Origin of the sequence: Nocardia nova (genome assembly GCF_002933465.1) — a bacterium.
GTDB classification, from domain to species: Bacteria; Actinomycetota; Actinomycetes; order Mycobacteriales; family Mycobacteriaceae; genus Nocardia; species Nocardia nova_B.
In genome coordinates this window covers 1-22,692 of the sequence record NZ_PSZE01000013.1, presented here as the reverse complement: position 1 = coordinate 22,692, position 22,692 = coordinate 1, and the positions used below count along the sequence as shown (strand labels likewise).

Sequence of the window (22,692 nt, the reverse complement as noted above, 5' to 3'; positions counted from 1 at the left end):
GTTCCGGACGGGTATGGGCGGGATCCTACGAAAATCTCCTGTTGCTACACAAACAAGAACCCACTTTCGATAGTGTTTGACGATGACGTCAAGTAAGAGTAGCGGAAGTGGATCCAGCGCCCGCGCCACCCGGGCGGGGGCCGATCCCACCGGAGTCGCCGTCGTATGCGTCGAATGTCAGAACGGCGTGATCGGGCCCGAGTCGGTTCTTCCTGCGCTGGCCGCCGATGTACGGGCCGTCGTGTCGGGCATCGCGCGGCTGCTGGCCGGCGCCCGGACTGCCGGTATCCCGGTGGTGCACGCGACGTTCGAAGGATTCCTCGGTGCCGGTGGGCCCGGGCAGGCGCCGTTGTGGCGTGCACTGGACCGAGCCGGCGGGTGGGGGCCGGGGGACCCGTCCACCCAAGTCGTCGCGGAGCTGCTGGATCCGGCCGACTTCGTGCTCGGCCGGCATCAGGGCCTCTCGCCCACACACGGTACGGAACTTCTTCCGGTGCTGCGCAGCATGGGAATTCACACTGTGGTGCTGGCGGGGGTCTCGCTGAATGTGGCCCTGCCGTTGACCGCGGCCGATGCGAGCGAGGAGGGATTCCGGGTGGTGGTCGCGCGCGACGCGGTGATGGGCACCCCGGCCGAGTACGCCGAGCAGGTGCTGCGCAATACGATGGCTATGCTGGCCGATATCGTCACCGTCGACGACCTGACCACCGCCTGGGCCGCGTCGGCTCTGCGCGCGTAACCGGACGGGGCTCAGGCGGTCAGGATCGCCATCAGGAAATCGGTTGCGGTGCGGACGATGTCGTCGGGATCCACCGGCAGCTGTTGCTGGGTGTGGCTCAGATACCAGGATCGGTCCAGCATGGCCTGGACGCACAGTCCCAGCGCCTCCGGTGCGGCGGCCGGGTGGCGCTGGCGGTTGCGCAGATTCATCCCGAGCAGCCACACCACCCGCATCTGCATCCGGGTGCTGGCAATCTTGACATCTTCGTCGGAAGGGCCCGGTTGGGCCGACAGGATGAAGGCCCCGTGCTTGTCCATGAAGGCGAAATAGCCGCGCACCCAGGTCTCGACGTCCTCGCGAGTGCACGGCTGGGGAATGGTGTCCCAGCGCGCGACCACGTCGAGCAACTCGTGATAAGTCTCCTCGCCCAGGGTGTTGAAGATTTCGCGCTTATCGCGGAAGTAGGTGTAGAAACCGGCGCGCGAGATCCCGCAGGCATCGGTGATGTTGTTGATCCGGGTGCCCGAATAGCCGCGTTCCAGGAACAGCTGTTTGGACGCCTCCAGGATGGCGTTGCGGGTGCGGGCCGCGCGTGCGCCCAGCCGCAGGTCGCCGGTGCCGTCGTCGGTCCGGCTGCTGTCGTCGTCGTCGAGTGCGGGCGCCGATGAATCGTTCATGATGGGGCCAGTCTAGGAGATTCCGGCGTGGGATCCGGCTGTGCGCGCCAGGGCGGGCAGGCAATCCGGACAGTTTTGTCAACTCTGGCATTTCGGGCGCTTCCGTCATCGACTCGGCCGGTCGAGGGCGGGATCTGCGCCGGTGTCGAGGTGCGGCAGTACCCGTTGATCGATGGTTCGACCCATGGGCCGGATCACGGTCGGTTGGCGCCGGATACAGGTGGATAGGTGATAATAGTGGTATCAGCTGACCCATACCGGAGGAATTCATGTCTGCGATGCCACTGTCGACGTCGGTCGTCCGCGTGCCGAAGGCCGGTGAGATGGTGGCCGCCCAATTGCGCCGTCAGATCGTCACCGGTGAACTGCGCGAGGGCGATGCGCTGCCATCGGAGACCGAACTCATGGAGCGATTCGGCGTGTCGCGTCCCACCCTGCGCGAGGCATTCCGAATCCTGGAGTCCGAACAGGTGATTCAGGTGCGGCGCGGTGCGCGCGGTGGTGGCCGGGTGATGATGCCCGACGTATCCGCAGCCGCTCGCTACGCCGGCACCCTGCTGCAGTACCGCAAGGCCACCCTCGCCGACGTGCACGAGGCCCGGGCCAATCTCGAGGTGGCAGCGGTGGCCACGTTGGCGCGCAAGCGAACCGCGGCCGACCTGCGAGCCCTCGACGACATGCTTGCCAAAGGCGAAGCGTTGCTGAGTGACCCGCTGGCCTTCGGTAAGGGATACGACCTGGAATTCCACCGCACACTGATGCAGCTGGCGGGCAATCAGACGATGATCGTGCTGCTCGACATCGTCTCGACGATCATCGAAAGCCATGTCGAGAACTTCCTGCGTGAGCACCGCGGTGACACCGGCGCCGAATCCAAGGCCGCGGCAGCGCACCGGGCACACGTCAAACTCGTGCAGTTGATCCGGGACAAGGACGCCGTCAAGGCCGAAACCTTCTGGCGTAAACATCTGGCCCAGGTCAAGAACTTCATGATCGAGGATCCGGAGGAGTCGGTCCTCGACGTGCTGCCCTAGGCCGCCGCCCGGCCGCGCGCCGGTGGGGACGCGGCCGGGGCGAGCAGCGCGATCGGGTCCCGCTCGGGTCAGGCCCGATCCCGTCCGAGGACGGTGACCGCGGAGACCGCGGTGGGGCCGCCGATATTGTGCGCCAAGCCGATCCGCGCGCCGTCGACCTGGTTGGCGGCGCTACCGCGCAGCTGTTCGAAGATCTCGAAGCACTGCGCCACGCCCGTGGCCCCCGGCGGGTGCCCCTTGGCCTTCAGTCCGCCGCTGGGATTGACCGGCAGTGATCCGCCGATCGTCGTCGCGCCGGACTCCATGAGTTTGTATGCCCCGAACCGGTCGGTGAATCCCAGGTCCTCGTAGCTGATCAGTTCCACACCGGTGAAGCAGTCGTGCACCTCGGCCACATCGATGTCGCCGGGCGTCAGGCCCGCCATGGCGTAGGCGGCCTTCGCCGCGCGCACGGTGGCGGGGAAGGTGGTCATATCGGCTTTGTGCTGATGCATCACCCGATCGACGCCCAGGCCCACGCCCCGGATCCACACCGGTCGATCGGTATAGCGGTCCACCACATCCTCGGCGGCCAGCACCAGCGCCGCGGCGCCGTCACTCTGCGGTGTGCAGTCGTAGAGGCCGAACGGCTCCACCACCATCGGCGCGTTGAGTACCTGCTCGATGGTGATCTCTTGCCGCAGTTGGGCTTTCGGGTTCGGCACCGCGTGGCGGTGATTCTTCACCGCCACCATCGCCATATGTTCGCGGGTGGCGGGGGATTCGTGCAGATAGCGGCTCACGTGCAGCGCGAAATTCGCCGGGGCGATCAGTCCGAGCGGATAGTCCCACGCCATATCGCGGGTCATCCCGGCCCATTCCCAGAAGGTGTCCTTGCTCGCGGACTCCCGGACCTTGTCGGCGCCCATCACCAGGGCGGTGTCGAAGGCGCCCGACGCGATCCCGAACAGCGCGTTGCGCACCGCGTCATTGCCTGTGGCGCAGGCGTTTTCGACTCGAGTTATCGGGATGTCGAGCAGGCCGCAGCTGTCGGCGAGGATCCCGGACGGGAAGCCGTCGGTGGTGGACAGCTCGCCGAACCAGGCCGCCTGGATCTCGGCGGGAGCGATGCCCTTGTCCACGTTCGCGATACACTCCGCGAAGGCCATCGGCAGCAGATCTTTGATGCCCAGCCCGAAATGTTCGCCGAACGGTGTCATTCCCGCCCCGACGATCGCGACCCTTCTCATGCGATCTCCTTCTGTGTGTGTTGCGCGGTGTCGGGGATGAAGGCGTACCCGTAGTCGGGAACGCCCGAACGCACCGCGACCCGGCGCAGGACCATGCGGCCGCGGTCACCGATGCCGACCGAACCGGATTCGGCGGCAGTGGTTTTCGCCAGTGCGCGCACCGCGACTCCGTCCAGTTCGACGATGACCAGTGAATACGGGCTGGGCAGGCCGGGGACGGGCACGTGCACCGTGACTTGCGTGTAGACGGCTCCGGTGCGCGGCAACTCCACCAGCTCGGCCGGCTCGACGAGGCGGCCCTCGGTGTCGATCGACAGCCGCGGCGGGAAATCCAGCGCGCCGGTGGCGGGGTTGCGCGAGGCCTGCCAGCGCAGCTTGGCATCGAAGGCGCGCTCGTAGGCGGCCAGCGAGATGGGGATGTCGAGGCCCGGCGCCCGGACGAGGCGCGGAACGGGGCGCGCCTGGAGTTCGTTGCGCACCACCGATGCGGTACCGCCATCCACGCCGAGACCGCTCACCGTCGCCTGTTCGACACCGAGAAGTACACCCTCGGTGCCGGTTTCGGCCATCCGAGCCAGGGCGAACACGGCCGCGGACGCGCCTGTCGTCGGCAGCTGCGGCGCAGTGGCACTCGACAGCGCGGTGGCCGTCTTGTGATCCACTCCAGCAACCGCGCTCACCTCACCTGGCCAAGCGGTCCGCACCGATCGCAGGATTCCGCGTTCGCGCAGCAGGCGCGGATCCCCGTAGTCACGGGTCACGCCCCCGGCGTCACGGGTCCGGACCGGAAGGCTGCGGGCCAGCCGGGCCACCGGACGGACGGTGAGACCGGTCTCGCCGATCACCGCCGCGGCGGCGCCGGCCGGTTCCAGATCGACGGCAATGACCAGGGTGCGCGGGCGCGCGGTGGCGATCGCGTCCAGCGCCGCGGGGGCGCCGCCGATGCGCTCGGTGACCTCGATGTCGGGATCGAGTCCGAGTCCTGCCAGCAAGACTGCTCCGCTACCGCCCTCCAAGAGCGGAAAGTCCCTGGTGACCAGGGTGACCCGGGCGATCTGTCCGCCGCCTCGCCGGGCGGCGCACCCGGCTTCGACCGCCATCGTGACCGCATCCTCGTCGTCCCCGGCGGTGCGCCGCTGCGCAGTTCCCCATGGCGGCAGGTAAGTGCCTAGTGAACTGATCCAACTCATTGCCACAACCCCTGTTCGGTCGTCGGCGCTAAGGGCGCTCGAAGTAGCATATTTAACTAACTATTTATACTACATTGGGGTGCGATGTGCCGATGCGGATCGGCGCGGATGTCGAGCGGTGCGGCCGTGAACCGAGGGCGCGCCGGCCTACTCACGCAGCCGCGCGAGAGCGGCTCCTCTGTCGACTCGCGCCGGCTGGCGCCGCCGAGATCGAGAACGCTACCGGCCGCAGCGTGATCCCTTACGGCGTACGCGGGGGTTGCTGGGGCGAGCTGGACGGTCCGGTCGAGGTGCCGCACGGCAACCTCGGGACTGATACAGCTAAATAATTGTGGTGTTATTACGATTATTCCTGTTTGGATCCGACGCCGGGCGCTGCGCTCCTATCATGTCGCCAAGGCTGCACCGCCGACACGTGCCATGGGGTTGTTCCGGTGCGTCTGCTCGCGCAGGCCCCGCCGGGCCGACCGGCCTGTCTTTGGCGTGGCGGATTAGTGACGCAGTGTCAGACTACTCCCTGCGGCGCCGGAAAATCATCGCGCTTTACCGTCGTAAAGTCACTGCGCAATATTGACGCTACTGTCAGATCAGTTCTACAGTGAAGAGGATCAAGTGGTTGCGGCCGATCGTGACGACGTGCCGCATGGACACGGGATGTGACTGGATTTGTTGGAACAGGCCGAGGGTGTGTCGCACGGTGGTGCGGTCGCGGTCGAATACGTGCGGCCGGAGGTGCGGCTGCTGCCGGCGCCGACGGCGGTATCGGAACCATTCTGGACCGGCGGCCGCGACGGGAGGTTGCTGATCTACCGGTGTCGCAGTTGCCAGCGGTGGTTTCATCCCGGATCGGCGGCGTGTTTCCGCTGCCGGAGCACCGATGTGGTCCCAGAACCGGTTTCCGGCCGCGGCCGGGTGGCCGCGTTCACCGTCAATCGCCAGCCTTGGATTCCGGGATTTCCGCCGCCCTATGTCGTGGCGATGATCGAACTGGCCGAAGAGCCCGATGTCCGAGTGGTGAGCAATGTGGTCGGGGTGGTGCCGGAGACGGTGTCGGTCGGCCTCGAGGTCGAGGTGTTCTTCGAGCAGTGGGACGACGTCTGGCTTCCGCTGTTCCGTCCCGCGGCAGGAGTGAGCGATGAGTGAGCCGAGCGGTCTGTTCGGACGCAAGGCCGTAGTGACCGGCGCCGGCAAGTCTCAGGTCGGGCGGCGTCTTGGCCGCAGCGGTCTGGAATTGACCGTCGAGGCCGCCCTGCGGGCCATCGCCGATGCGGGCCTCGAGCCCGACGATATCGACGGGGTGGCCAGCTATCCCGGTCCGGGCGTACCCGATCCCGGTTTCTCCGGGGCCACTGTGCACGAGTTGCGCAACGCACTCGGACTGCGCAGCCGGTGGTTCACCAGCAGTATGGAGACCGCGGGGCAGATCGGCCCGGCGATCGATGCCTGTATGGCGGTAGCCACCGGGCTGGCCGACCACGTGCTGGTGTATCGATCGGTATGGGAGTCGACCGCGCAGACCGCCGGGCGCGCATCGGTACTGTTCGGGAGCGGCCGGCTGCCCGATCACCTGGAATATTTCGGCCCCTTCGGCGCGGTGTCGGCGGCGAACTGGCTGGCTATGGCCGCCCAGCGCTATATGCACGACTTCGGTCTCACCCGCGAACAGCTCGGCGCCATCGCGGTGAACGCCCGGACCAACGCCGGACTCAATCCCGACGCCGTCTATCGCACCCCCATGTCGCTCGAGGACTACCTCGAGGCGCGGATGATCTCCGATCCGTTCTGCCTCTACGACTGCGATGTGCCCTGCGACGGGGCCAGCGCGGTGATCATCTCCCGGCGCGAGGCCGCCGCCGGTCTGCCGAAGCCGCCGCTGACAGTCGAATCCGTCGGCACCGGCATGTTCGAACGCGCGACCTGGGACCAGCGCGCCGACATCACGACGATGGCGGCGCACGATGCCGCGACGACGCTGTGGGAGCGCACGACCCTGCGCCCGGCCGATGTCGATATGGCCCAGCTCTACGACGGCTTCAGCTTCCTGACCGTGCAGTGGCTCGAGGCGCTGGGATTCTGCGAGCGCGGCCGCGTCGGTGAATTCGTCGAGGGCGGGCATCGCATCGCTCTCGACGGGGAGCTGCCGCTCAACACCAGTGGCGGCCAGCTGTCCGGTGGCCGCCTGCACGGCATGGGATTCCTGCACGAAGCCTGCGTCCAGCTGTGGGGTGAGGGTGGCGATCGGCAGGCGCCCAAGACTCCGGAGCTCGTGGCGGTGGCGGTCGGCGGCGGCCCTGTCGCCGGGGCCATGCTGCTCAGCCGGCGTGATTGAGAGGTCCTCGGAGATCATGACAGCCCCCACGACATCACACATCACCCGCGGAGAAGCGCGGATGCTGATCGCCGGCGTCCTGACCGATGCCGCCTCGGGCGCGCGCTATGACAACATCGATCCGGCGACCGAGCAGGTCATCGGCGATACCGCCGACGCCGGCGCGGCGGATGTCGATCGTGCGATCGCTGCGGCGCGGACGGCATTCGACGACGGTGTCTGGGCCACCGATCGCGAATTCCGCAAACACTGCCTGCGTCAGCTGCACGAGGCTCTGCAGGACGAGAAGGAAGCCTTCCGTACCGAGCTCGTCGCCGAAGCCGGATCGCCGGTGTCGATCACCTATATGGCCCAGCTCGATTGGCCACTGGCCGACGCGATCGCCTATCCAGCTGAACTCATCGATGATTTCGAGTGGGAGCGAACGCTTCCCGACACCGAGCTGTTCGGCGCGGTCAGTCATCGTCGCGTGGTGAAGGAGCCGATCGGCGTCGTCGCGGCCATCGTGCCGTGGAACTTTCCGATCGAAGTGGCGCTCAACAAGATCGGACCGGCCCTGGCCACCGGCAATACCGTCGTTCTCAAGCCTGCCCCGGACACCCCGTGGGGCGCGGCCCGCATCGGCCGGCTCGTCGCGGAGCGGACCGACATCCCGGCGGGTGTGTTCAACGTGGTGACGACCTCCGACAACGGAGTCGCCGAGCAGCTACTGGTGGATCCGCGCGTGGATATGGTGTCGTTCACCGGCTCGACCGGCGTGGGCAAACGCATCGTCGAGTTGTCGGCGGCGACGTTGAAACGGACCTTCCTCGAGCTCGGCGGCAAGAACGCGATGGTGGTACTCGACGACGCGGATTTCGGTGCCGTCATTCCGCAGTCGATGATCGCCTGCATGCACGCCGGTCAGGGATGTGCGCTACCGTCCCGGTTGCTGGTGCCGCGCAGCCGCTACGCCGAAGCGGTCGAGATCGCGACCGCGACATTCGGTGGTATCGCGTACGGCGATCCCACCGATCCGGCCAATTTCTCCGGCCCGCTGGTCAACGCGCGCCAACGCGACCGTGTGCTCGACTACATCCGCAAGGGCGAGTCGGAAGGCGCCAGGATCACCGTCGGGGGCGGTCGCCCCGAGCATCTTTCGCAGGGCTACTACGTGCAGCCCACGGTGTTCGCCGACGTCGACAACACGATGACCATCGCGCGGGAGGAAATCTTCGGCCCGGTCCTCTCGGTGATCCCGTTCGAGGACGACCGCGATGCGATCCGCATCGCCAACGACAGCCCGTATGGGCTGTCCGGCTCGGTGTGGGGTGGCGACCCCGAACGTGCCGACGCGATCGCTCGTGGCATCCGCACCGGCACGCTGATGGTCAACGGCGGAATGTTCTACGGCGCTGATTCACCGTACGGCGGCTACAAGCAGAGCGGTCTGGGCCGCCAGAACGGTCGCGAAGGTTTCGAACAGTACCTCCAGACAAAGGTTGTCGGATTCCGCTGATCCCTCGCGGGGTTGTTCCGGAACGAGCAGGAAGAAAGGACTCCGATCAATGGAGCCGATTCTCGAAGGTGTGAAAGTCGTCGAACTCGCGGCGTGGACATTTGTGCCGTCCGCGGGCGCCGTGCTGGCCGACTGGGGCGCCGACGTCATCAAGATCGAACACCCGGAGACCGGGGACCCGCAGCGCGGACTGGTCAATTCCGGGGTGGTGGCCGGGGCGACCGGGGTCAACCATTTCATCGAGCAGCCCAACCGGGGGAAGCGCAGCGTCGGACTCGACGTCGCCAACCCGCAAGGACTGGAAATCCTGTACAAACTCGTCGAACAGGCCGATGTCTTCGCGACGAATCTGTTGCCCGGGTCTCAGCAGCGCCTCGGCGTCGACCTCGACGCGATCCGGGCGCGCAATCCGAAGATCATCTACGCGCGCGGGCACGGTTACGGGCCGAAGGGACCGCAGGCCGATCGCGGCGGATTCGACCTCGCGGCCTACTGGGCGCGCGGTGGCATCGGTGACGCGCTGGCCGCGGGTGACGGCAGCTATCCGCCGATCCAGCGGCCGGCCTTCGGCGATGTCTTCGGAGGTTTCGCCATCGCGGGCGGTGTCGCGGCCGCCCTGTTCCGGCGCGAGCGCACCGGGCAGGCCTCGGTTGTGGACGTATCACTACTGGGAACCGCACTGTGGCAGCTCGGTCCGGATGTGGTGGGGTCCAAGGTGATCGGCTCGAACATCCCGAAATACGACCTCGATGAAATGCCGAACCCGGTGACCAGTATCTATCGCACCCAGGACAATCGGTTCCTGGCACTGGTGCTGCTGCAGTCGGACCGATTCTGGCCCGATCTGTGTGCGCGCATCGGCCGGTCCGATCTCGTCTCCGACGACCGATTCGCCGACGCTCGCGTTCGTTTCGCCAACCGCCGCGAATGCACCGCAGAACTGCGCCGGACCTTCGAAGCTCAACCGCTCGAGTATTGGCGCAAGCAGTTGGAGGATTTCGACGGGGTGTGGGATGCCTTCGAATCCGCCCTCGAACTGCACGATGATCCGCAGGTGACGGCCAACGGCTATCTGCCGAAGGTGACCGACGCCAACGGAAACACCTTCGCGCTGGCGGCCAATCCCGTCCAGTTCGACGAGACACCCGCGGCATTGCGCCCGGCGCCCGGCCACGGGGAGCACACCGACGACGTGCTGCAGGAACTGGGGCTGGACTGGGACCGCATCATCGCCCTGAAGGAGTCCGGGGCCGTCATCTGATCTGGCCGCCTTCAGGCGCCGAATCACTACCGCGACAAGAGAAATGGGCAAGGCAGTGGGCAAGCTGGAAGACAGGGTCGTCTTCGTCACCGGAGCCGCGCGCGGTCAGGGCCGGTCGCATGCGATTCGGTGCGCGGAGGAGGGCGCCGACATCGTCGGCATCGATATCTGCGCCGATATCGACCTCGTACCATACAAACTCGGCACCTCCGAAGACCTCGACGAGACCGTGCGACTGGTCGAGCAGACGGGGCGGTCCATGCTCGCCCGCAAGGCCGACATCCGCGATCTCACGTCGTTGCAGTCCGCATTCGACGCAGGCGTCGAACGGTTCGGTCATATCGACACCGTCTTGGCCAATGCCGGTGTGCTGCTGAGCAATACCGGCGAGAGAGATGCCGCCGAGGTGTTTCGCGCCGGTATCGATCTGCTGCTGATCGGGCCCTGGAATACGGTTCGTGTCGCCTTGCCCCATCTGATCGAGCGGGGCGAGCAGGGGCACCGGGACGGCAATATCGTGGTGACGAGTTCGATGGCGGCCATGTTGGGACTCGGCAACGGAACGGGCGGTGACGACGCCTACGGTATGGCGAAACTCGCGCTGACCGGAATGGTGCGCCAGTATGCGAATTACCTTGCCCAGTACCACATTCGGGTGAACGGTGTCGCGCCGACCAATTGCGCGACACCAATGGTGACGCAGAACCCGGAACTGTTCAATGTGCTCGGCGCCTATCCGAACCTGGCCAATGCCATGCAGACCCTGTTACCGGACCTGCCGATGATCGAGCCGCGCGATGTCAGTGAGGCCATTGTTTTTCTCATCACGGAGTCGGGGCGCTCGTTCACCGGTAGCACCCTCAACGTCGATGCGGGAATGGCGACTCGACGCTAGAACCACGCCGCACGTGGGCGGTCACCGCCGTACGCACGTGCGACGAACAGAGTAAGGAGTTCATATGTCGGGGCCGGATCGGCTGATCGTCTGCGCGAGCCACAGTCCGGGAATGATGCGCGATGTGGAACATGTCTACGGCAAAGAGTTCCGGGATGGTCTGGTGCGGGTACGCGCCCTTGTCGAGGAATTCGCACCGGATGTGGTGGTGCTCTTCGGCGGTGACCATCGTCGCGCCTTCCGCAAGGTGGTGCCGTCGTTCGCGGTCGCGCTCAGTGCCTCGATCATGGCCGAGGCGGGTCAGCCCGCAGGAGCATTGCGGGTGCCGCCCGAGCCGGCGCGGGGGCTCGCGGACCATCTGCTCGACGCCGGATTCGATATCACGGTATGCCGCGATATCGAATTGGATCACGCGTTCGCACAGCCGCTGCGCGATCTCACCGAGGGCCTGGCCGCCTATCCGGTGATTCCGGTGCCGATCAACTGCGCCACGGCACCGCTGCCGACGCCGAGGCGCGTACTCGAATTCGGCGCCGCCGTCGGGAATTTCCTCGACGGTCTCGACGAGCGGGTGCTGGTGATCGGCACCGGCGGGCTCTCGCACTCCCCGCCGAGCCTGGAGGTCGATACCCACGATATGAGCGATGAGGAACGGGCGCGCATCATCGCCGCGGGCTACGCCGCCGCCGAGAAGAAGATCCGGCCCGAGTGGGACCGCGCCTTCCTCGACGCGCTGACCACCTGGGACGCCACCCGGCTGGCCGAGCTCGCCGCTGTCGCCACCGAACAGGCCGGTGTCGGGGCCAATGAGGTCCGGACCTGGATGGCCGCGGGCGCGGCCGGTGCCGGGAAGCCGTTCGAATGCGTCTGCTACGAACCGGTGGAGAAATGGATCACCGGGATGGGGCTCGCTATCTCGCGCGGATGAATGGCATCCGCCGGAACAAGGAGGGGCACGATGGCTGAATTCGACCGGAGCGAGGTCGAGGCCGCATTCCGCAACTATGTGATGACCGGATTGGTCTACGAGGACTGGCAGGCGTGGGCGAATCTGTTCACCGACGACGCCGTCTACACCGATCACTACTACGGCCGGTTCACCGGCCCCGGTGAAATCGTGCGGTTCCTGGAGGGGACGATGGGCGCCGCCCCGCAGGTGTACAGCCCGCTGAAGTGGTATCTGATCGACGGCGGCCGGGTGGTGTACGAGATCGCCAATCGCGCCGACAATCCGGAACCGGGTGCGGCGCCGATTGACTTCCCGTCGCTGCAGATCATCGAATACGCCGGCGGCGGCCGGTGGCGTTCGGAGGAAGATATCTGGGCTACTGGCGAGATGGCCGATTTCTCCGCGCGATATCAGCGCGCACTCGACGCGTATCCGCAAACCCCGCAGCAGCGTTTGAGCCGCCGCGACTGGGGACCATGGGTGTCGTGGGCGCGTCCCGAACCCGGTCACGTCGCCGAACCGTCGTGGGTGACCCGCGAGGGTTTCGTTCCCTTCTCCGGTATCGCCGATATCGATTTCGGCGTGCGGAGCCATTGAATTGCAGCGCCATCTGGATGGCGGCCGCGTCGGACCGCAGTGCCGGCGAATTGGGGCCGTCGAGATGTGGCCGAGACCTGGTGGAGGAATTGACCGATGACACAACTGGGCAGTGAGATCGACACCGCTTTCCGGCATTTCTACTCGACCGGCCCGATACACGGGGATTGGGCGGGCTGGGCCGACTCGTTCACCGCAAATGCGAAATACCACGATCCGCACCGGGGCGCCGCCGTGGGCCCCGAGGCGATCCGGGAATTGGTCGAGTCGAGTCTGGCCGGCTCGATTCCGGTCTATTCACCGCTGGTCTGGTACGCCGCCGACGGGGACCGCGTCGTCTTCCGCAGCGTGCATCGCGCGGACCGCCCCGATGGGGGCAGTATCGCCGCGGAATTCACCTCGACGACGATCCTCACCTACGCCGGGGACGGCCACTGGTCGGGCATGGACTGCTGGTGGCTGCTGCCGGAGCGAAAGAAGTTCGTCCGCGAATATCTGCGGGCCCGTGAGCAGCCCGGGCCGGTGCGGGAACCGGCCGCACCGCGCGATTGGGGCCCGTGGGTCGACTGGGCCCGGCCCGTCCCCGACACCCGTCGCTGAGATTTCGCGGCAGACGGAAAACGCTGGGTGCCTGGACGAAATGTCCGGGCACCCAGCGTTTTTCGTGTCGTCGAGGTCTGGGGCGACAGTCAGCGGGGGTCAGCGTCCCTTCCACACCGGCTTGCGCTTCTCGGCGAAGGCACGCGGGCCCTCCTGCGCGTCCTCGGAGTAGGCGACTGCGGTCAACTCCGCAGTGGTGGCGGCCCAGCCGCGATCCTCGCCGGGGCGCTCGCCGGCGCTGCTCTGCCCGAGGGCGATGCGCTTGGTGGCCTGAACCGCCAGCGGTGCGTTGTCCGCGATCCGGTGGGCCAGATCCAGCGCCTGCTCGAGCACCTGCCCCGCAGGGACCACGCGGTTGACCAGATGCAGTTCCAGGGCCCGCTCGGCACTGATCGCATCGCCGGTGAGCAGCAGCTCCAACGCCACTACCTGCGGCAGCCGGGTGGGTAGCCGGAACGCGCCACCGGCACCGGCGATCAGCCCGCGGGTCACCTCGGGCAGGCCGAAGCTCGCGGTGTCGGCGGCGATCGCCAGATCGCTGGCGAGCACCAATTCGGTCCCGCCACCGAGGGCGGGACCGTTGACCGCGGCGATGGTCGGCTTGCTGATCGGATGCGAGACGTAACCGGCCAGTCCCCAGTGCTCGCGCCCCTCCGGAATCACCGCCTCCCCGCGCGAGATGGCCTTCAGATCGGCGCCGGCGCAGAACGCCTTGTCGCCGGCGCCGGTGAGCACGACCGCGCGGATCTCCGGATCGCGGTCGGCCGCTTCCAGCGCGTCGCCGATCCGGACGCACATCTCGGCGTTGAGGGCATTGCGGGCCTGCGGGCGATTGAGCGTGATGAGCAGGACATGGCCGTGGCGTTCGACGAGAACGGTCGGCGCCGCGACCTCGGTCTGGCTATTGGTCACCTGGGTCCCTATCTTTTCCGGTCCGCCGTGCGGCGGAGTCATTTCCATACTGATGCGATGTCCACCGGCCACCGCGGCGGTGGTGCGGGGACGGCCGGGGGAGTGCGGGAGAACACCGGCGCGGGTGCCGGTTGCACCGCGCCGTCGATGTCGACGAATACGCCGCGGGCGCGCATATGCTCGTCGTCCTGGGCTTCGGTCATCGTCAGCACGGGTGTCACACACGCGTCGGTGCCGTCGAACATGTTCGCCCAATCGTCGCGGGAGCGGGTCGCGAACTTCTCGGCGAAGACCTTGCGCATCTTCACCCAGCCTTCCGGATCTCGTTGCGGGCCCAGGGTTTCCGGCTCCAGATCGAGGATTCGCAGCAGTTCGGCATAGAACTTCGGCTCCAGCGCCGCCACCGCGACATAGCGTCCGTCGCTGCATTCGTAGGTGTCGTAGAACGGCGCGGAACCGTCGAAGATATTGGTGCCGCGCTCATCGGACCAGCGTCCGGAGGCGCGCATCGACCACAGCAGATGACCCAGCGCCGGGGCCCCGTTGACCATCGCGGCGTCGACGACCTGGCCCCGGCCGGAACGCTGCCGCTCGACCAGTGCCGCCAGCACGCCGACGACCAGCGACATCGAGCCGCCACCGAAATCGCCGAACAGGTTCAGCGGCGGAACCGGCCGCTGATCCGCACGACCCACGGCGTGCAGTAGTCCGGTGATCGAGATGTAGTTGAGATCATGGCCGGCCTGCTGGGCGCGTGGACCGGTTTGTCCCCAGCCGGTGACGCGGCCGTAGATCAACCGCGGGTTGCGCTCGAACGCAACCCGCGGCCCGATGCCGAGGCGCTCGGTGACCCCGGGCCGGAAACCCTCGAGCAGCACGTCGGCTCGTTCGATGAGGGACAGGATCTGCTCACGGTCGGCCGGGTGCTTGAGGTCGGCTTCGACCAGGGTGCGCCCGCGCTGCTGAGCGGGCCGGTGGCCGGTCGCGCCGGGAAATCGGCGGTCGATCAGCACCACGTCGGCACCCAGATCGGCCAGTGTCATCGCGGCGTGCGGTGCGGGACCGATGGCGGCGAGCTCGACCACTCGCACACCGGCCAAGGGGCCCGCACCGCCTGCCTGTACCAGGTCAGTCACTGGCGGGCAGGGGTTTCGCGGTCTTGACCGACAGCGCGGTGTCGCCCAGGGACAGCGAGCCCTCGCCCGGCTTGGTCACCAGCACCTCGATGGTGCCCTCGGCATCCACGTAGCGCTTGCCGATGAGGGTGCCGCCGGAGAACTCCGCGGCCGGGCTCGCCCCCGATTCCCGAGGCCGGTCCAGATCGACCATCGGCGCCCCGCCGCAACGCAATTCCCCGGCGTTGTCACCGGCGCGCACCACGATCACCTCCGTGTTGCAGACCTGACTCCGTAACCGGGTTCCGGGCTTTACCATTGCTACTCCTTTCCGGGGTGCGGATCAGCGGACCGAATCGGCGGCCGCGTCCGCGAGATAATCGGCGGCGATGTCCTTGCGCAGGATCTTTCCGGTCGGGGTGGCCGGCAGCTCGCTGCGGAAGACGAGGTGGTCGGGCGTGCGTGAAGAACGCAGCCGCGAGCGCACGAATTCGAACAGCTGCTCGGGGTCGGGCAGCTCATCGCCTTCGGGGACCACGGCGGCGAGAATCGCCTGGCCCCAGTGCTCATCGGGAATTCCGACCACCGCGACCGAGCGCACGGCCGGGTGGTCGATGAGGACGTCCTCGATTTCGGCCGGGGCGATGTTCTCGCCGCCGCGAATGATCGTGTCGTCGTTGCGGCCGACGATGTACAAGAAGCCTTCGCCATCCTGATAGGCCAGGTCGCGGGTGGGGAACCAGCCTTCCGCGTCGAGCACCGAGCCCGAGCCCATGTACTCGCCCGAGACCTGTGGCCCGCGAACCCAGAGTTCACCCTGTTCGCCGGGAGCCACCGGACTGCCGTCGGCGTCGCGAATGAGAATCTCGATATCGGGCACCGGACGCCCGATCGAGCCGAGCCGGGCGCGCACGGCGGGATCGTCGCTGTCCATCGCGGCCCGGTGGTCTTCGGGGCCCAGCAGTGCGATGGTCGAGCTGGTTTCGGTGAGACCGTAGGCGTTGACGAATCCGGTACCGGGGAATGCTCGTAGCGCCGCCTCCAGCGTGGGGCGCGGCATGCGCGCGCCGCCGTAGGACAGCGATCGCAGCGCCGGGGTGTCGGCGACCGCCCCGTCCACCGCGGACACGATCCGGTCGAGCATGGTGGGCACCACCATGGCCGAGGTGACGGCCTCCTCGCGGACCAGGCGCAACCACTCCCGCGCGTCGAAATCGGGTAGGTACACGATGCGGCGGCCCGCGTAGAAGTTCGTCAGGATCGTTCCGATCCCCGCGATGTGGTACGGCGGCACACTCACCAACGTGGCGTCCGCCGGATCCGCCGAACCGAATTCGACGGTGCCCATGACGTAGCTGAGCAGATTGCTGTGACGCAGCAGGACCGCCTTGGGCTCCGAGGTGGTTCCGCTGGTGAACAGGATGACCGCCGGACTCTCGGGATCGACGTCGGCGATCGGCAGCGCACCGGTCGCCGCGCGCGCGAAGAATGCGTCCGTGGTCTCGACGGTGGCACCGGCGTGGGCGACCGACTCGGCGTAGCGCGGAGCGGCGACGACGAGTGCGTTGCCGACCCGCTCGATGAGCCGGACCAGCCGGCCGGCCTCGAGCCGGTAGTTCACCGGGACGAACGGGATTCCGGCGTGGGCGGCGCCCCACAGCAGTGCGGGCAGTTCGACACCCGAGCCGCCCAGATAGACGATGTGCTCGGCGCCGGATCGGCGCAATGCGGAGCCGACGCCCTGGACCAGATCGCTGAATTGCTGGTAGGTCAGCGACCGGTCACCCGCGGTGAGGGCGACGCGGTCCGGATTGGCGGCAACCGCCATGTCGAGGAGGAGGGAGATCGTCATCGTGTGTTCCGATCGGCATAGTTCGGTGCGGCCTCTTCCGCGCGGGCCGACCGGGCGAACCGGTGCCGGGACCGGCGCTTTCCGGCACGACCAGATGATGTGTTAGGGGGGTCTGTGTCACACCACAGTAAGCGATGATCTGACAGCTTGTCTATATTGGTCGACTACTGCTGCTCTCAGTCGAAATCCCCTGATACTGCGCACAGTAGGCTGTCGTCCGGTCATTCTTGCCAGCCCTATACGACATTCTATAGTGTCGATCTGACAATGCATGTCATTTCGAGTGCCATCGCGGAGGCTTCGGCCACCAAGCGCTCGCACCGAATGAGCAGGGAGAATTCGATGGACGAATTGCCGCTGGAAGGCGTGGTCGTCGTCAGCCTGGAACAAGCGGTCGCGGCCCCGTACGCCACGCGGCAGCTGGCCGACCTCGGGGCCAGGGTGATCAAGATCGAACGACCGGGTGCAGGGGATTTCGCCAGGGGATACGACACCACGGTGCTCGGCCAGTCCAGCTACTTCGCCTGGCTCAACCGGTCCAAGGAATCGTTGACGCTCGATCTGAAATCCGAGAACGGCCGGGAGGTGCTGCACCGGTTGCTCGCTGGTGCCGACATCTTCGTGCAGAATCTCGGGCCGGGTGCGGTGGCCCGGATGGGCCTGGGCGTCGACCGGCTGGCGCAGCGGTATCCCACTGTCATTCCGTGCGGAATCTCCGGATATGGCGGTGACGGACCCTGGCAGTCGCGCAAGGCCTACGACCTGCTGGTCCAGGCGGAGGCGGGCCTGCTGTCGGTGACCGGTTCGGACGCCGACATCGCGAAGGCCGGTATCTCGGTGGCGGATATCGCCGCCGGAAGTTTCGCGTTCTCCGGCATCCTGACCGCCCTGTACACCCGGGCCACGACCGGACGGGTGCGGGCGGTGTCGGTATCGCTGTTCGAAGCATTGGTCGAATGGATGGGCTCGCCGCTCTACTACGCCCGCTACGGTGGCACGGCCCCGGTGCGGACCGGGGCCCGGCACGCGACCATCGCGCCCTACGGCCCGTTCACCGCCGGTGACGGCGGGACGGTCCTGCTGGCGGTGCAGAACGATCGGGAATGGCAGCGACTGTGCGCCGAGGTGCTCGAGCGGCCGGAGCTGATCACCGATCCGCGATTCGCGACAAATCCCGGCCGGGTGGCCCATCGCGACGAACTCGAGTCGATCATCGCCGCCGTGACGAACAGCCTCACCACCCAGGCGCTGATAGCGCGCCTGGAATCGGCGGCCATCGCGACCGCCCGGATCAACGATATGACTCAGGTATGGGAGCATCCGGTTCTGGCTGCGCGCGATCGCTGGCGCCAGGTGGATACTCCCGGCGGTGATATCCGAGCGCTGCTGCCGCCCGCGGCGCTCGACGGCGTGGAACCCCGGATGGATCCCGTCCCGGCCGTCGGCGCCCATACCGAGGCGGTCCTGCGCGAACTGGGTTTCTCCGCGGCCGAGATTCAGCGGTTCCGCTCCGCCGGCACCATTTGAGCGCCGGGCTGCGTCGAGGTCAGTTTCGGGCGCGCGAGAAGAATCCGCGCTCTATCACCGCGGACATCAGATCCACGATCTGCTCGGGGTCGAGAGGAGTCTCGATCTCTTGTGACGCGCGGGCCAGCCGCTCCATGATGGCGCGGAAGATCAGCACCGAGGCGATGGGATCGAACGGAATGTCGGGCCGATCGACGGTGCTGAGAAAATCCAGGATCGCGGAATCGGTCATAGCTTCGCCATAGGCGGCCAGATCGGCGACCAGCGACCGTTCGGTCCCGCGTTCGGTCCAGACATCGATGACCCCGCCGAACTCCGCCTCGAACTCCACGAATCTCGACAGCCAGCCGCGGAACGCGGCAGGGTCGGCAGCGGGCGGGCGCAGATGACGCAGTTCGTCGCCCAGGGTGATCGCCGTGGCACCCGCCTCGGCGCTGACCGTGAGCAACAGGTCCTGCTTTTCGTTGAAGTATTTGTAGAAAGTGCCGCGGGCGTAGCCGGCCGCGGCGACGATATCGTCTACATTGGCGCGGTGGTACCCACGAGCTGCGAACTGCGCCGCACCCGCGGCTACGAGCCGCTCGACGGTACGCCGGGCGCGCGTGCTGAGATCACGCGTGCGTTCCTCGATCGTTATTCCCCGCGCCGACGGTATCGGCGGGATAGTGATGACCTGCGCCGAGTCGACGCGCAGCGGCAAGGTATCGAAGACGTTCGCGGGTGTATCCGGGAAGAACACCAGCTGCAGGAAGACCGACAGGGCATCGACCACCGATTCGATGCTGCGGCCGTGGGCGCGGTCGGTGTGCAGGTAGAGATTCACCCGGTGCACGACCGCCATCATCGCCATCGCGGCGAATTCCGGGTCGAGCCCGTCGAGTTCCGCGTCGGCCAAGCGATTCGCCAGCTGATGCTGGTATTTGCCGACGAAACGGTCGATCTCCGGCTGCACCACGCTTTCGGTGGCGGCCACATTGGCCCACTGCACGAACATCGTCGAATAGCGTTCGAAGACCCAGCTCCACTCGCCGAGCCACCAGTTCAGATTGTCGAAACCCGTGGGGGTGGGCCCGAGCGGGCCGATGCGGCGGGTCACACGCAACAGTGCGCTGCCACACTCGTCCATCAGCTCCAGGAAGATCTCGTCCTTGCCCGGGAAATACTGGTACAGAGTGGCTCGCGAGACCCCGGCCGCCTTGGCGATCGCATCCACGGAGGTGTTGAAAAAGCCGAGTTCACCGAACAGCACAAGCGAGACGTCGACGATCTTTCGCCGCGTGGTGGTACCCCGGGTGCCGATCTCGGGGCTCGACGGGCCGTAGCTCGCCCGGCGAAGGATTCGGTTCTCTGACATCAACGGCTACTTTAGTCGATCTCGCGCGTGCGCTTCATGTGCTGGCCACCACTGTGTCGTGGCCGTGGTCGAGCAGGAACTCCGCGGTTCCGGCGAGGGCGGTGCCGCCCGTCTGACGTTGACATGCAAGTTCGACGGTTACTCTGCGGCCGCCGTCGACCGGCTCGATCGCGGTCACCGTGCCGGTGCAGGTGAGGACGTCGCCGGGCCAGACCTGCTCGCGGAAGCGCACGCCGAATCGCCGCAGGTTGTGCGCACCCAGCCAATCGGTGGCGAACGTCGCCAGCAGCGCCGCCTGATGCATGCCCTGGGAGAAGACCGAGGGGTAGCCGGCCGCGATCGCCATGGTGTCGTCGTAGTGCATGGGATTCAGGTCGCCGGAGGCACCGGAATAGCGTACGAACATCTGCCGGGTCAGCGGGCCGAATGTGCGCGGCGGGGCCGTGGTGCCGATCTCGAATGCGGCGGCCGGGGTGGTCATGCGGACTTCTCCTTCTTCTCCCTGGGTGCGGTTTCGATGAATGTTGCTCGTGCCTCGGCCACCAATTCCCCGTCGCCGGTGCGGAATTCGGTGGCCACCACGGCGAATCGCATGACACCGCCGCGTTTTCCCGGTTTCTCGAATCGATCGACCACCTTTTCGCGCGCGGTCAGGTGATCTCCGGCCCGTGGCAGCGGCCCGTGGAAGATGTATTCCTGTTCTCCGTGCAGCAGGCGGGCGCGGTCGAATCCGACGTCGACGCGCGCGCCGGGGGGCGCCCACTGACCGGCGGTGATCAGGAAGGTGGGCGGGACGATCGCGTCCGCGCCCTCGTAGGCGGAGTTCTCCGATTGCATCGCGCGAGCGAATTCGCGGATCTTTCCGCGCTCCACGATCACTTCCCACGGCGTGCCTACGGTGCCGACCGGGGCAGGTTCGTTCATCGTGTGATACTCCTTCGTTCGATGCGTTCGCCGAGGTAGCGCCGTACCAGCTCCAGCGCGGCGGCCGGATAGGAACGCGCGGTCTTCGGGTCGAGACCGTCTCGGACCAGCAGGGCCGAGAGCCGGTTGGTGATCAGCGTCAAGACGACGGCGGCCAGCAGCGTGTAGTAGCCGATATCGCCGGTTCGTCGGCCACCGAGTTGTTCGTAGCGGAGCACGATATCCGGATCGTCGGGCACGCCTTCGGGGCGTCGCAGGCCGATGCTCTCGCACAGAAACCGCTCGAACATCAGCCACCAGCCCAGATCGATATCGGGCGGTCCGGTAGTGGCGCCCTCCCAGTCGAACAGGGCGGCGACCGACAGGTCCGCCGCGAAGGCCATATTCCCCACCCGGGCATCACCCCAGACGACGCCCTCGGCGTCGGTGTCGGGGATGTCGGTGGTCAACTCGGCGACCGCCGCGGCCAGCACCTCGGGGTCGACCACCAGCTCGTCGCGGGCGCTGAGGTACCAGCGGTGCACCTGATCGACGTAGCGAGTCAGGGCAGTGCCGGGCCCGGGTGTGGCCAGCGCGTCGATCGTGGCACGGTCGGCAATTCCATGGAGTGCGACCAGCGCGCGTAACCCGTTGTCGTACAGCTGTTTTCGTTGATCCGGGGTGAGGTCGGCGGTCCATCCCGCCTTGTGCCAGCTCGGAACGTCCGACGGGACGCGCCCGTCGACGCGGTCCATGACGTAGAAAGGTGTGCCGAGTACGCCGGGATCGGGCTCCTGGGCGGTGATGACCGGCATCGGCGCATACCGGGTCAGCGCACGCATCACCTCGGCCTGCCGGATGGCATCGGGGGCCATGAACAGCTGATGATCGGGTGCCTGCATGCGTAGTACCAGCGCACGGCGTACGCGCCGGCCGCCCGCTTCGGTCCATGCGGCGGTGAAGAAGACGGTCTTGCCGGAGTATCCGGCGCCCGGGGCGGAGAACTCCGACAGTTCCAAGCCGGTGTGACCTGGCGGTGCCAGACGGGTACGCGCCCACGCCGTCAACGCGCCGCGGGACCGGTCGTCGAGGTGTCCTCGCTCGGCGGTGTAACTCACTGAAACTCGCTCTCTGTCGCACGGCCCGGCCGCCGACTTCGACCGCGTCGGCCAAAAACTGACCATTACTGTCAGAATATGGGTATGAGTGAACAAAAATCCAGTGCTGCCGAGCGGGCAGGCAGGCTTGGCGCCTATGTCGTTCCCGGCCGCGTCACCGATCCCCGGCCCGCGCTGACCCAGGCGGCCGAGGCCGAACGCCTCGGGCTTGGCACGGTCTGGCTCAGCGAACGCTGGGGCGCCAAGGACTTCGGCGTGCTGTTCGGTGCGATCAGTCAGGTCACCAGCGATATCGACATCGCTGCCGGCGTGACGCATCTCAACTCGCGGCATCCGGCGTTGCTGGCGTCGATGGCGATGACCGCGCAGGCGCTGTCGGACGGTCGCCTGGTGCTGGGTGTCGGGCGCTCGGTGGCCGCGATGTGGCGGTCGGTGGGACTGCCGGTGCCGACCAATCGCTCACTGACCGACTCCGCCGACATCTTCCGGCGGCTGTGTCGCGGCGAAAAGGTTCGCTACCAGGGGCCCGCCGGCAGTTTCCCGGCGCTGCGCCTGACCGACGTGCCCGACCAGCCGGTGCCCCCGCTGCTGCTCGCCGCCATCGGGCCGCGCGGGCTCGAGCTGGCCGGCCGCCATTTCGACGGGGTCATCCTGCATCCGTTTCTGACCCCCGAGGCGGTGGCGCGGTCCGCGCAACTGGTGCGCGCCGCCGCGGCGGCCGCGGGCCGCCCGGCCGATGCCGTGCGAATCTGCGCCACCGTCGTCACCGCCTCGGGACTGGCCCCGGCCGAGGAAGCTGCCATAGTCGCCGGCCGGGCGGTGAGTTACTACCAGATTCCGGGATTCGGCGAGCAGCTCGCTCAGGTCAATGATTGGGACCCGGACCAGCTCGCGGTGCTGCGCGCACATCCGCAATTGGCCGGCATACGCG

23 protein-coding genes and 1 pseudogene are annotated in these 22,692 nt (G+C 67.1%); 13 read left to right on the top strand and 11 right to left on the bottom strand.

Going from position 1 to position 22,692, the window contains the following annotated elements:
- Positions 1-82: 82 nt before the first annotated feature.
- A complete protein-coding gene (locus C5E41_RS17180; RefSeq protein ID WP_082976539.1) occupies positions 83-739 on the top strand; it encodes a cysteine hydrolase in 657 nt (218 codons plus the stop codon).
- A gap of 11 nt (positions 740-750) precedes the next feature.
- On the opposite strand, the gene C5E41_RS17175 is transcribed toward C5E41_RS17180, so the two are convergent.
- Entirely contained in the window at positions 751-1,398 is a 648-nt protein-coding gene (locus C5E41_RS17175) for a TetR/AcrR family transcriptional regulator (RefSeq protein ID WP_104363400.1), read from the bottom strand.
- 269 nt (positions 1,399-1,667) lie between these two features.
- On the opposite strand from C5E41_RS17175, the gene C5E41_RS17170 reads away from it, so the two are divergent.
- Positions 1,668-2,432 carry a FadR/GntR family transcriptional regulator gene (locus C5E41_RS17170; protein ID WP_104363399.1) on the top strand — a complete coding sequence of 255 codons (765 nt, stop codon included), beginning with the start codon at positions 1,668-1,670 and terminating at the stop codon, positions 2,430-2,432.
- 68 nt (positions 2,433-2,500) lie between these two features.
- Here C5E41_RS17170 and C5E41_RS17165 read toward each other — a convergent pair whose 3' ends face one another.
- Together C5E41_RS17165 and C5E41_RS17160 are read right to left on the bottom strand one after the other, a co-directional pair.
- Positions 2,501-3,661: a thiolase C-terminal domain-containing protein gene (locus C5E41_RS17165; RefSeq protein WP_064909008.1), complete on the bottom strand. Its 1,161-nt coding sequence runs from the start codon at positions 3,659-3,661 to the stop codon at positions 2,501-2,503.
- Positions 3,658-4,851 carry an OB-fold domain-containing protein gene (locus C5E41_RS17160; RefSeq protein WP_104376838.1) on the bottom strand — a complete coding sequence of 398 codons (1,194 nt, stop codon included), beginning with the start codon at positions 4,849-4,851 and terminating at the stop codon, positions 3,658-3,660. The genes C5E41_RS17165 and C5E41_RS17160 overlap by 4 nt, the downstream gene beginning before the upstream one ends.
- 687 nt (positions 4,852-5,538) lie before the next feature.
- On the opposite strand from C5E41_RS17160, the pseudogene C5E41_RS36205 reads away from it, so the two are divergent.
- The 9 genes and pseudogenes from C5E41_RS36205 to C5E41_RS17120 form a co-directional block, all read left to right on the top strand.
- A pseudogene (locus C5E41_RS36205) lies at positions 5,539-5,721 on the top strand (zinc ribbon domain-containing protein); the annotation flags it as partial.
- 9 nt (positions 5,722-5,730) lie between these two features.
- A complete protein-coding gene (locus C5E41_RS17155) occupies positions 5,731-5,994 on the top strand; it encodes a Zn-ribbon domain-containing OB-fold protein (protein ID WP_372453252.1) in 264 nt (87 codons plus the stop codon).
- The gene (locus C5E41_RS17150; protein WP_063009707.1) at positions 5,987-7,180 is read left to right on the top strand and encodes a thiolase family protein; all 1,194 of its coding nucleotides are present in this window, start codon (positions 5,987-5,989) and stop codon (positions 7,178-7,180) included. Before C5E41_RS17155 ends, C5E41_RS17150 begins: the two co-directional genes overlap by 8 nt.
- A 16-nt stretch (positions 7,181-7,196) precedes the next feature.
- Entirely contained in the window at positions 7,197-8,678 is a 1,482-nt protein-coding gene (locus tag C5E41_RS17145) for an aldehyde dehydrogenase family protein (RefSeq protein WP_104363394.1), read from the top strand.
- Between the two features lie 49 nt (positions 8,679-8,727).
- Positions 8,728-9,939 carry a CaiB/BaiF CoA transferase family protein gene (locus C5E41_RS17140; RefSeq protein ID WP_104363393.1) on the top strand — a complete coding sequence of 404 codons (1,212 nt, stop codon included), beginning with the start codon at positions 8,728-8,730 and terminating at the stop codon, positions 9,937-9,939.
- Positions 9,940-9,994: 55 nt separating this feature from the next.
- The gene (locus tag C5E41_RS17135; protein ID WP_063009903.1) at positions 9,995-10,834 is read left to right on the top strand and encodes a mycofactocin-coupled SDR family oxidoreductase; all 840 of its coding nucleotides are present in this window, start codon (positions 9,995-9,997) and stop codon (positions 10,832-10,834) included.
- A 64-nt stretch (positions 10,835-10,898) separates the two neighbouring features.
- Positions 10,899-11,762: a 3-carboxyethylcatechol 2,3-dioxygenase gene (locus C5E41_RS17130; RefSeq protein ID WP_181063283.1), complete on the top strand. Its 864-nt coding sequence runs from the start codon at positions 10,899-10,901 to the stop codon at positions 11,760-11,762.
- 30 nt (positions 11,763-11,792) lie between these two features.
- Positions 11,793-12,380 (top strand): nuclear transport factor 2 family protein, encoded by a 588-nt coding sequence (locus C5E41_RS17125; protein WP_063009701.1) that lies wholly within the window; start codon positions 11,793-11,795, stop codon positions 12,378-12,380.
- A gap of 96 nt (positions 12,381-12,476) precedes the next feature.
- On the top strand, positions 12,477-12,980 hold the full coding sequence (locus C5E41_RS17120) for a nuclear transport factor 2 family protein (RefSeq protein ID WP_104376837.1): 504 nt from the start codon (positions 12,477-12,479) through the stop codon (positions 12,978-12,980).
- A 99-nt stretch (positions 12,981-13,079) separates the two neighbouring features.
- Here the strand turns inward: C5E41_RS17120 and C5E41_RS17115 are convergent, their stop codons facing one another.
- The 4 genes from C5E41_RS17115 to C5E41_RS17100 are packed head-to-tail and all read right to left on the bottom strand — an operon-like array spanning position 13,080 to position 16,859.
- Positions 13,080-13,934: a crotonase/enoyl-CoA hydratase family protein gene (locus C5E41_RS17115; RefSeq protein WP_104363391.1), complete on the bottom strand. Its 855-nt coding sequence runs from the start codon at positions 13,932-13,934 to the stop codon at positions 13,080-13,082.
- Complete coding sequence (locus C5E41_RS17110; RefSeq protein WP_281260900.1) at positions 13,931-15,028, bottom strand: CaiB/BaiF CoA transferase family protein; 1,098 nt, start codon at positions 15,026-15,028, stop codon at positions 13,931-13,933. The genes C5E41_RS17115 and C5E41_RS17110 overlap by 4 nt, the downstream gene beginning before the upstream one ends.
- Positions 15,021-15,326 (bottom strand): hypothetical protein, encoded by a 306-nt coding sequence (locus C5E41_RS17105; RefSeq protein ID WP_104376836.1) that lies wholly within the window; start codon positions 15,324-15,326, stop codon positions 15,021-15,023. Before C5E41_RS17105 ends, C5E41_RS17110 begins: the two co-directional genes overlap by 8 nt.
- A gap of 24 nt (positions 15,327-15,350) precedes the next feature.
- A complete protein-coding gene (locus C5E41_RS17100) occupies positions 15,351-16,859 on the bottom strand; it encodes a class I adenylate-forming enzyme family protein (RefSeq protein ID WP_104363390.1) in 1,509 nt (502 codons plus the stop codon).
- A gap of 342 nt (positions 16,860-17,201) precedes the next feature.
- On the opposite strand from C5E41_RS17100, the gene C5E41_RS17095 reads away from it, so the two are divergent.
- Complete coding sequence (locus C5E41_RS17095; protein WP_104376935.1) at positions 17,202-18,386, top strand: CaiB/BaiF CoA transferase family protein; 1,185 nt, start codon at positions 17,202-17,204, stop codon at positions 18,384-18,386.
- A 19-nt stretch (positions 18,387-18,405) separates the two neighbouring features.
- On the opposite strand, the gene C5E41_RS17090 is transcribed toward C5E41_RS17095, so the two are convergent.
- The 4 genes from C5E41_RS17090 to C5E41_RS17075 are packed head-to-tail and all read right to left on the bottom strand — an operon-like array spanning position 18,406 to position 21,761.
- Positions 18,406-19,740, bottom strand: a complete 1,335-nt coding sequence (locus tag C5E41_RS17090; protein WP_063009693.1) for a TetR/AcrR family transcriptional regulator — start codon at positions 19,738-19,740, stop codon at positions 18,406-18,408.
- A 34-nt stretch (positions 19,741-19,774) separates the two neighbouring features.
- Positions 19,775-20,221, bottom strand: a complete 447-nt coding sequence (locus tag C5E41_RS17085) for a MaoC/PaaZ C-terminal domain-containing protein (RefSeq protein ID WP_104376835.1) — start codon at positions 20,219-20,221, stop codon at positions 19,775-19,777.
- Positions 20,218-20,664, bottom strand: a complete 447-nt coding sequence (locus C5E41_RS17080; RefSeq protein WP_104363389.1) for an FAS1-like dehydratase domain-containing protein — start codon at positions 20,662-20,664, stop codon at positions 20,218-20,220. The genes C5E41_RS17085 and C5E41_RS17080 overlap by 4 nt, the downstream gene beginning before the upstream one ends.
- On the bottom strand, positions 20,661-21,761 hold the full coding sequence (locus C5E41_RS17075; protein WP_104363388.1) for a phosphotransferase family protein: 1,101 nt from the start codon (positions 21,759-21,761) through the stop codon (positions 20,661-20,663). The genes C5E41_RS17080 and C5E41_RS17075 overlap by 4 nt, the downstream gene beginning before the upstream one ends.
- A gap of 84 nt (positions 21,762-21,845) precedes the next feature.
- On the opposite strand from C5E41_RS17075, the gene C5E41_RS17070 reads away from it, so the two are divergent.
- Positions 21,846-22,692: TIGR03857 family LLM class F420-dependent oxidoreductase (locus tag C5E41_RS17070; protein ID WP_104376934.1), on the top strand; the 847-nt coding region annotated here is incomplete at its 3' end.

Bases quoted from the DNA above. Each gene is read 5' to 3' on its own strand.
- C5E41_RS17180 (WP_082976539.1), top strand. From the start codon at position 83: ATGACGTCAAGTAAGAGTAGCGGAAGTGGATCCAGCGCCCGCGCCACC.
- C5E41_RS17175 (WP_104363400.1), bottom strand. From the start codon at position 1,398: ATGAACGATTCATCGGCGCCCGCACTCGACGACGACGACAGCAGCCGG.
- C5E41_RS17170 (WP_104363399.1), top strand. From the start codon at position 1,668: ATGTCTGCGATGCCACTGTCGACGTCGGTCGTCCGCGTGCCGAAGGCC.
- C5E41_RS17165 (WP_064909008.1), bottom strand. From the start codon at position 3,661: ATGAGAAGGGTCGCGATCGTCGGGGCGGGAATGACACCGTTCGGCGAA.
- C5E41_RS17160 (WP_104376838.1), bottom strand. From the start codon at position 4,851: ATGAGTTGGATCAGTTCACTAGGCACTTACCTGCCGCCATGGGGAACT.
- C5E41_RS17150 (WP_063009707.1), top strand. From the start codon at position 5,987: ATGAGTGAGCCGAGCGGTCTGTTCGGACGCAAGGCCGTAGTGACCGGC.
- C5E41_RS17145 (WP_104363394.1), top strand. From the start codon at position 7,197: ATGACAGCCCCCACGACATCACACATCACCCGCGGAGAAGCGCGGATG.
- C5E41_RS17140 (WP_104363393.1), top strand. From the start codon at position 8,728: ATGGAGCCGATTCTCGAAGGTGTGAAAGTCGTCGAACTCGCGGCGTGG.
- C5E41_RS17130 (WP_181063283.1), top strand. From the start codon at position 10,899: ATGTCGGGGCCGGATCGGCTGATCGTCTGCGCGAGCCACAGTCCGGGA.
- C5E41_RS17125 (WP_063009701.1), top strand. From the start codon at position 11,793: ATGGCTGAATTCGACCGGAGCGAGGTCGAGGCCGCATTCCGCAACTAT.
- C5E41_RS17120 (WP_104376837.1), top strand. From the start codon at position 12,477: ATGACACAACTGGGCAGTGAGATCGACACCGCTTTCCGGCATTTCTAC.
- C5E41_RS17115 (WP_104363391.1), bottom strand. From the start codon at position 13,934: ATGACTCCGCCGCACGGCGGACCGGAAAAGATAGGGACCCAGGTGACC.
- C5E41_RS17105 (WP_104376836.1), bottom strand. From the start codon at position 15,326: ATGGTAAAGCCCGGAACCCGGTTACGGAGTCAGGTCTGCAACACGGAG.
- C5E41_RS17100 (WP_104363390.1), bottom strand. From the start codon at position 16,859: ATGACGATCTCCCTCCTCCTCGACATGGCGGTTGCCGCCAATCCGGAC.
- C5E41_RS17095 (WP_104376935.1), top strand. From the start codon at position 17,202: ATGGACGAATTGCCGCTGGAAGGCGTGGTCGTCGTCAGCCTGGAACAA.
- C5E41_RS17090 (WP_063009693.1), bottom strand. From the start codon at position 19,740: ATGTCAGAGAACCGAATCCTTCGCCGGGCGAGCTACGGCCCGTCGAGC.
- C5E41_RS17085 (WP_104376835.1), bottom strand. From the start codon at position 20,221: ATGACCACCCCGGCCGCCGCATTCGAGATCGGCACCACGGCCCCGCCG.
- C5E41_RS17080 (WP_104363389.1), bottom strand. From the start codon at position 20,664: ATGAACGAACCTGCCCCGGTCGGCACCGTAGGCACGCCGTGGGAAGTG.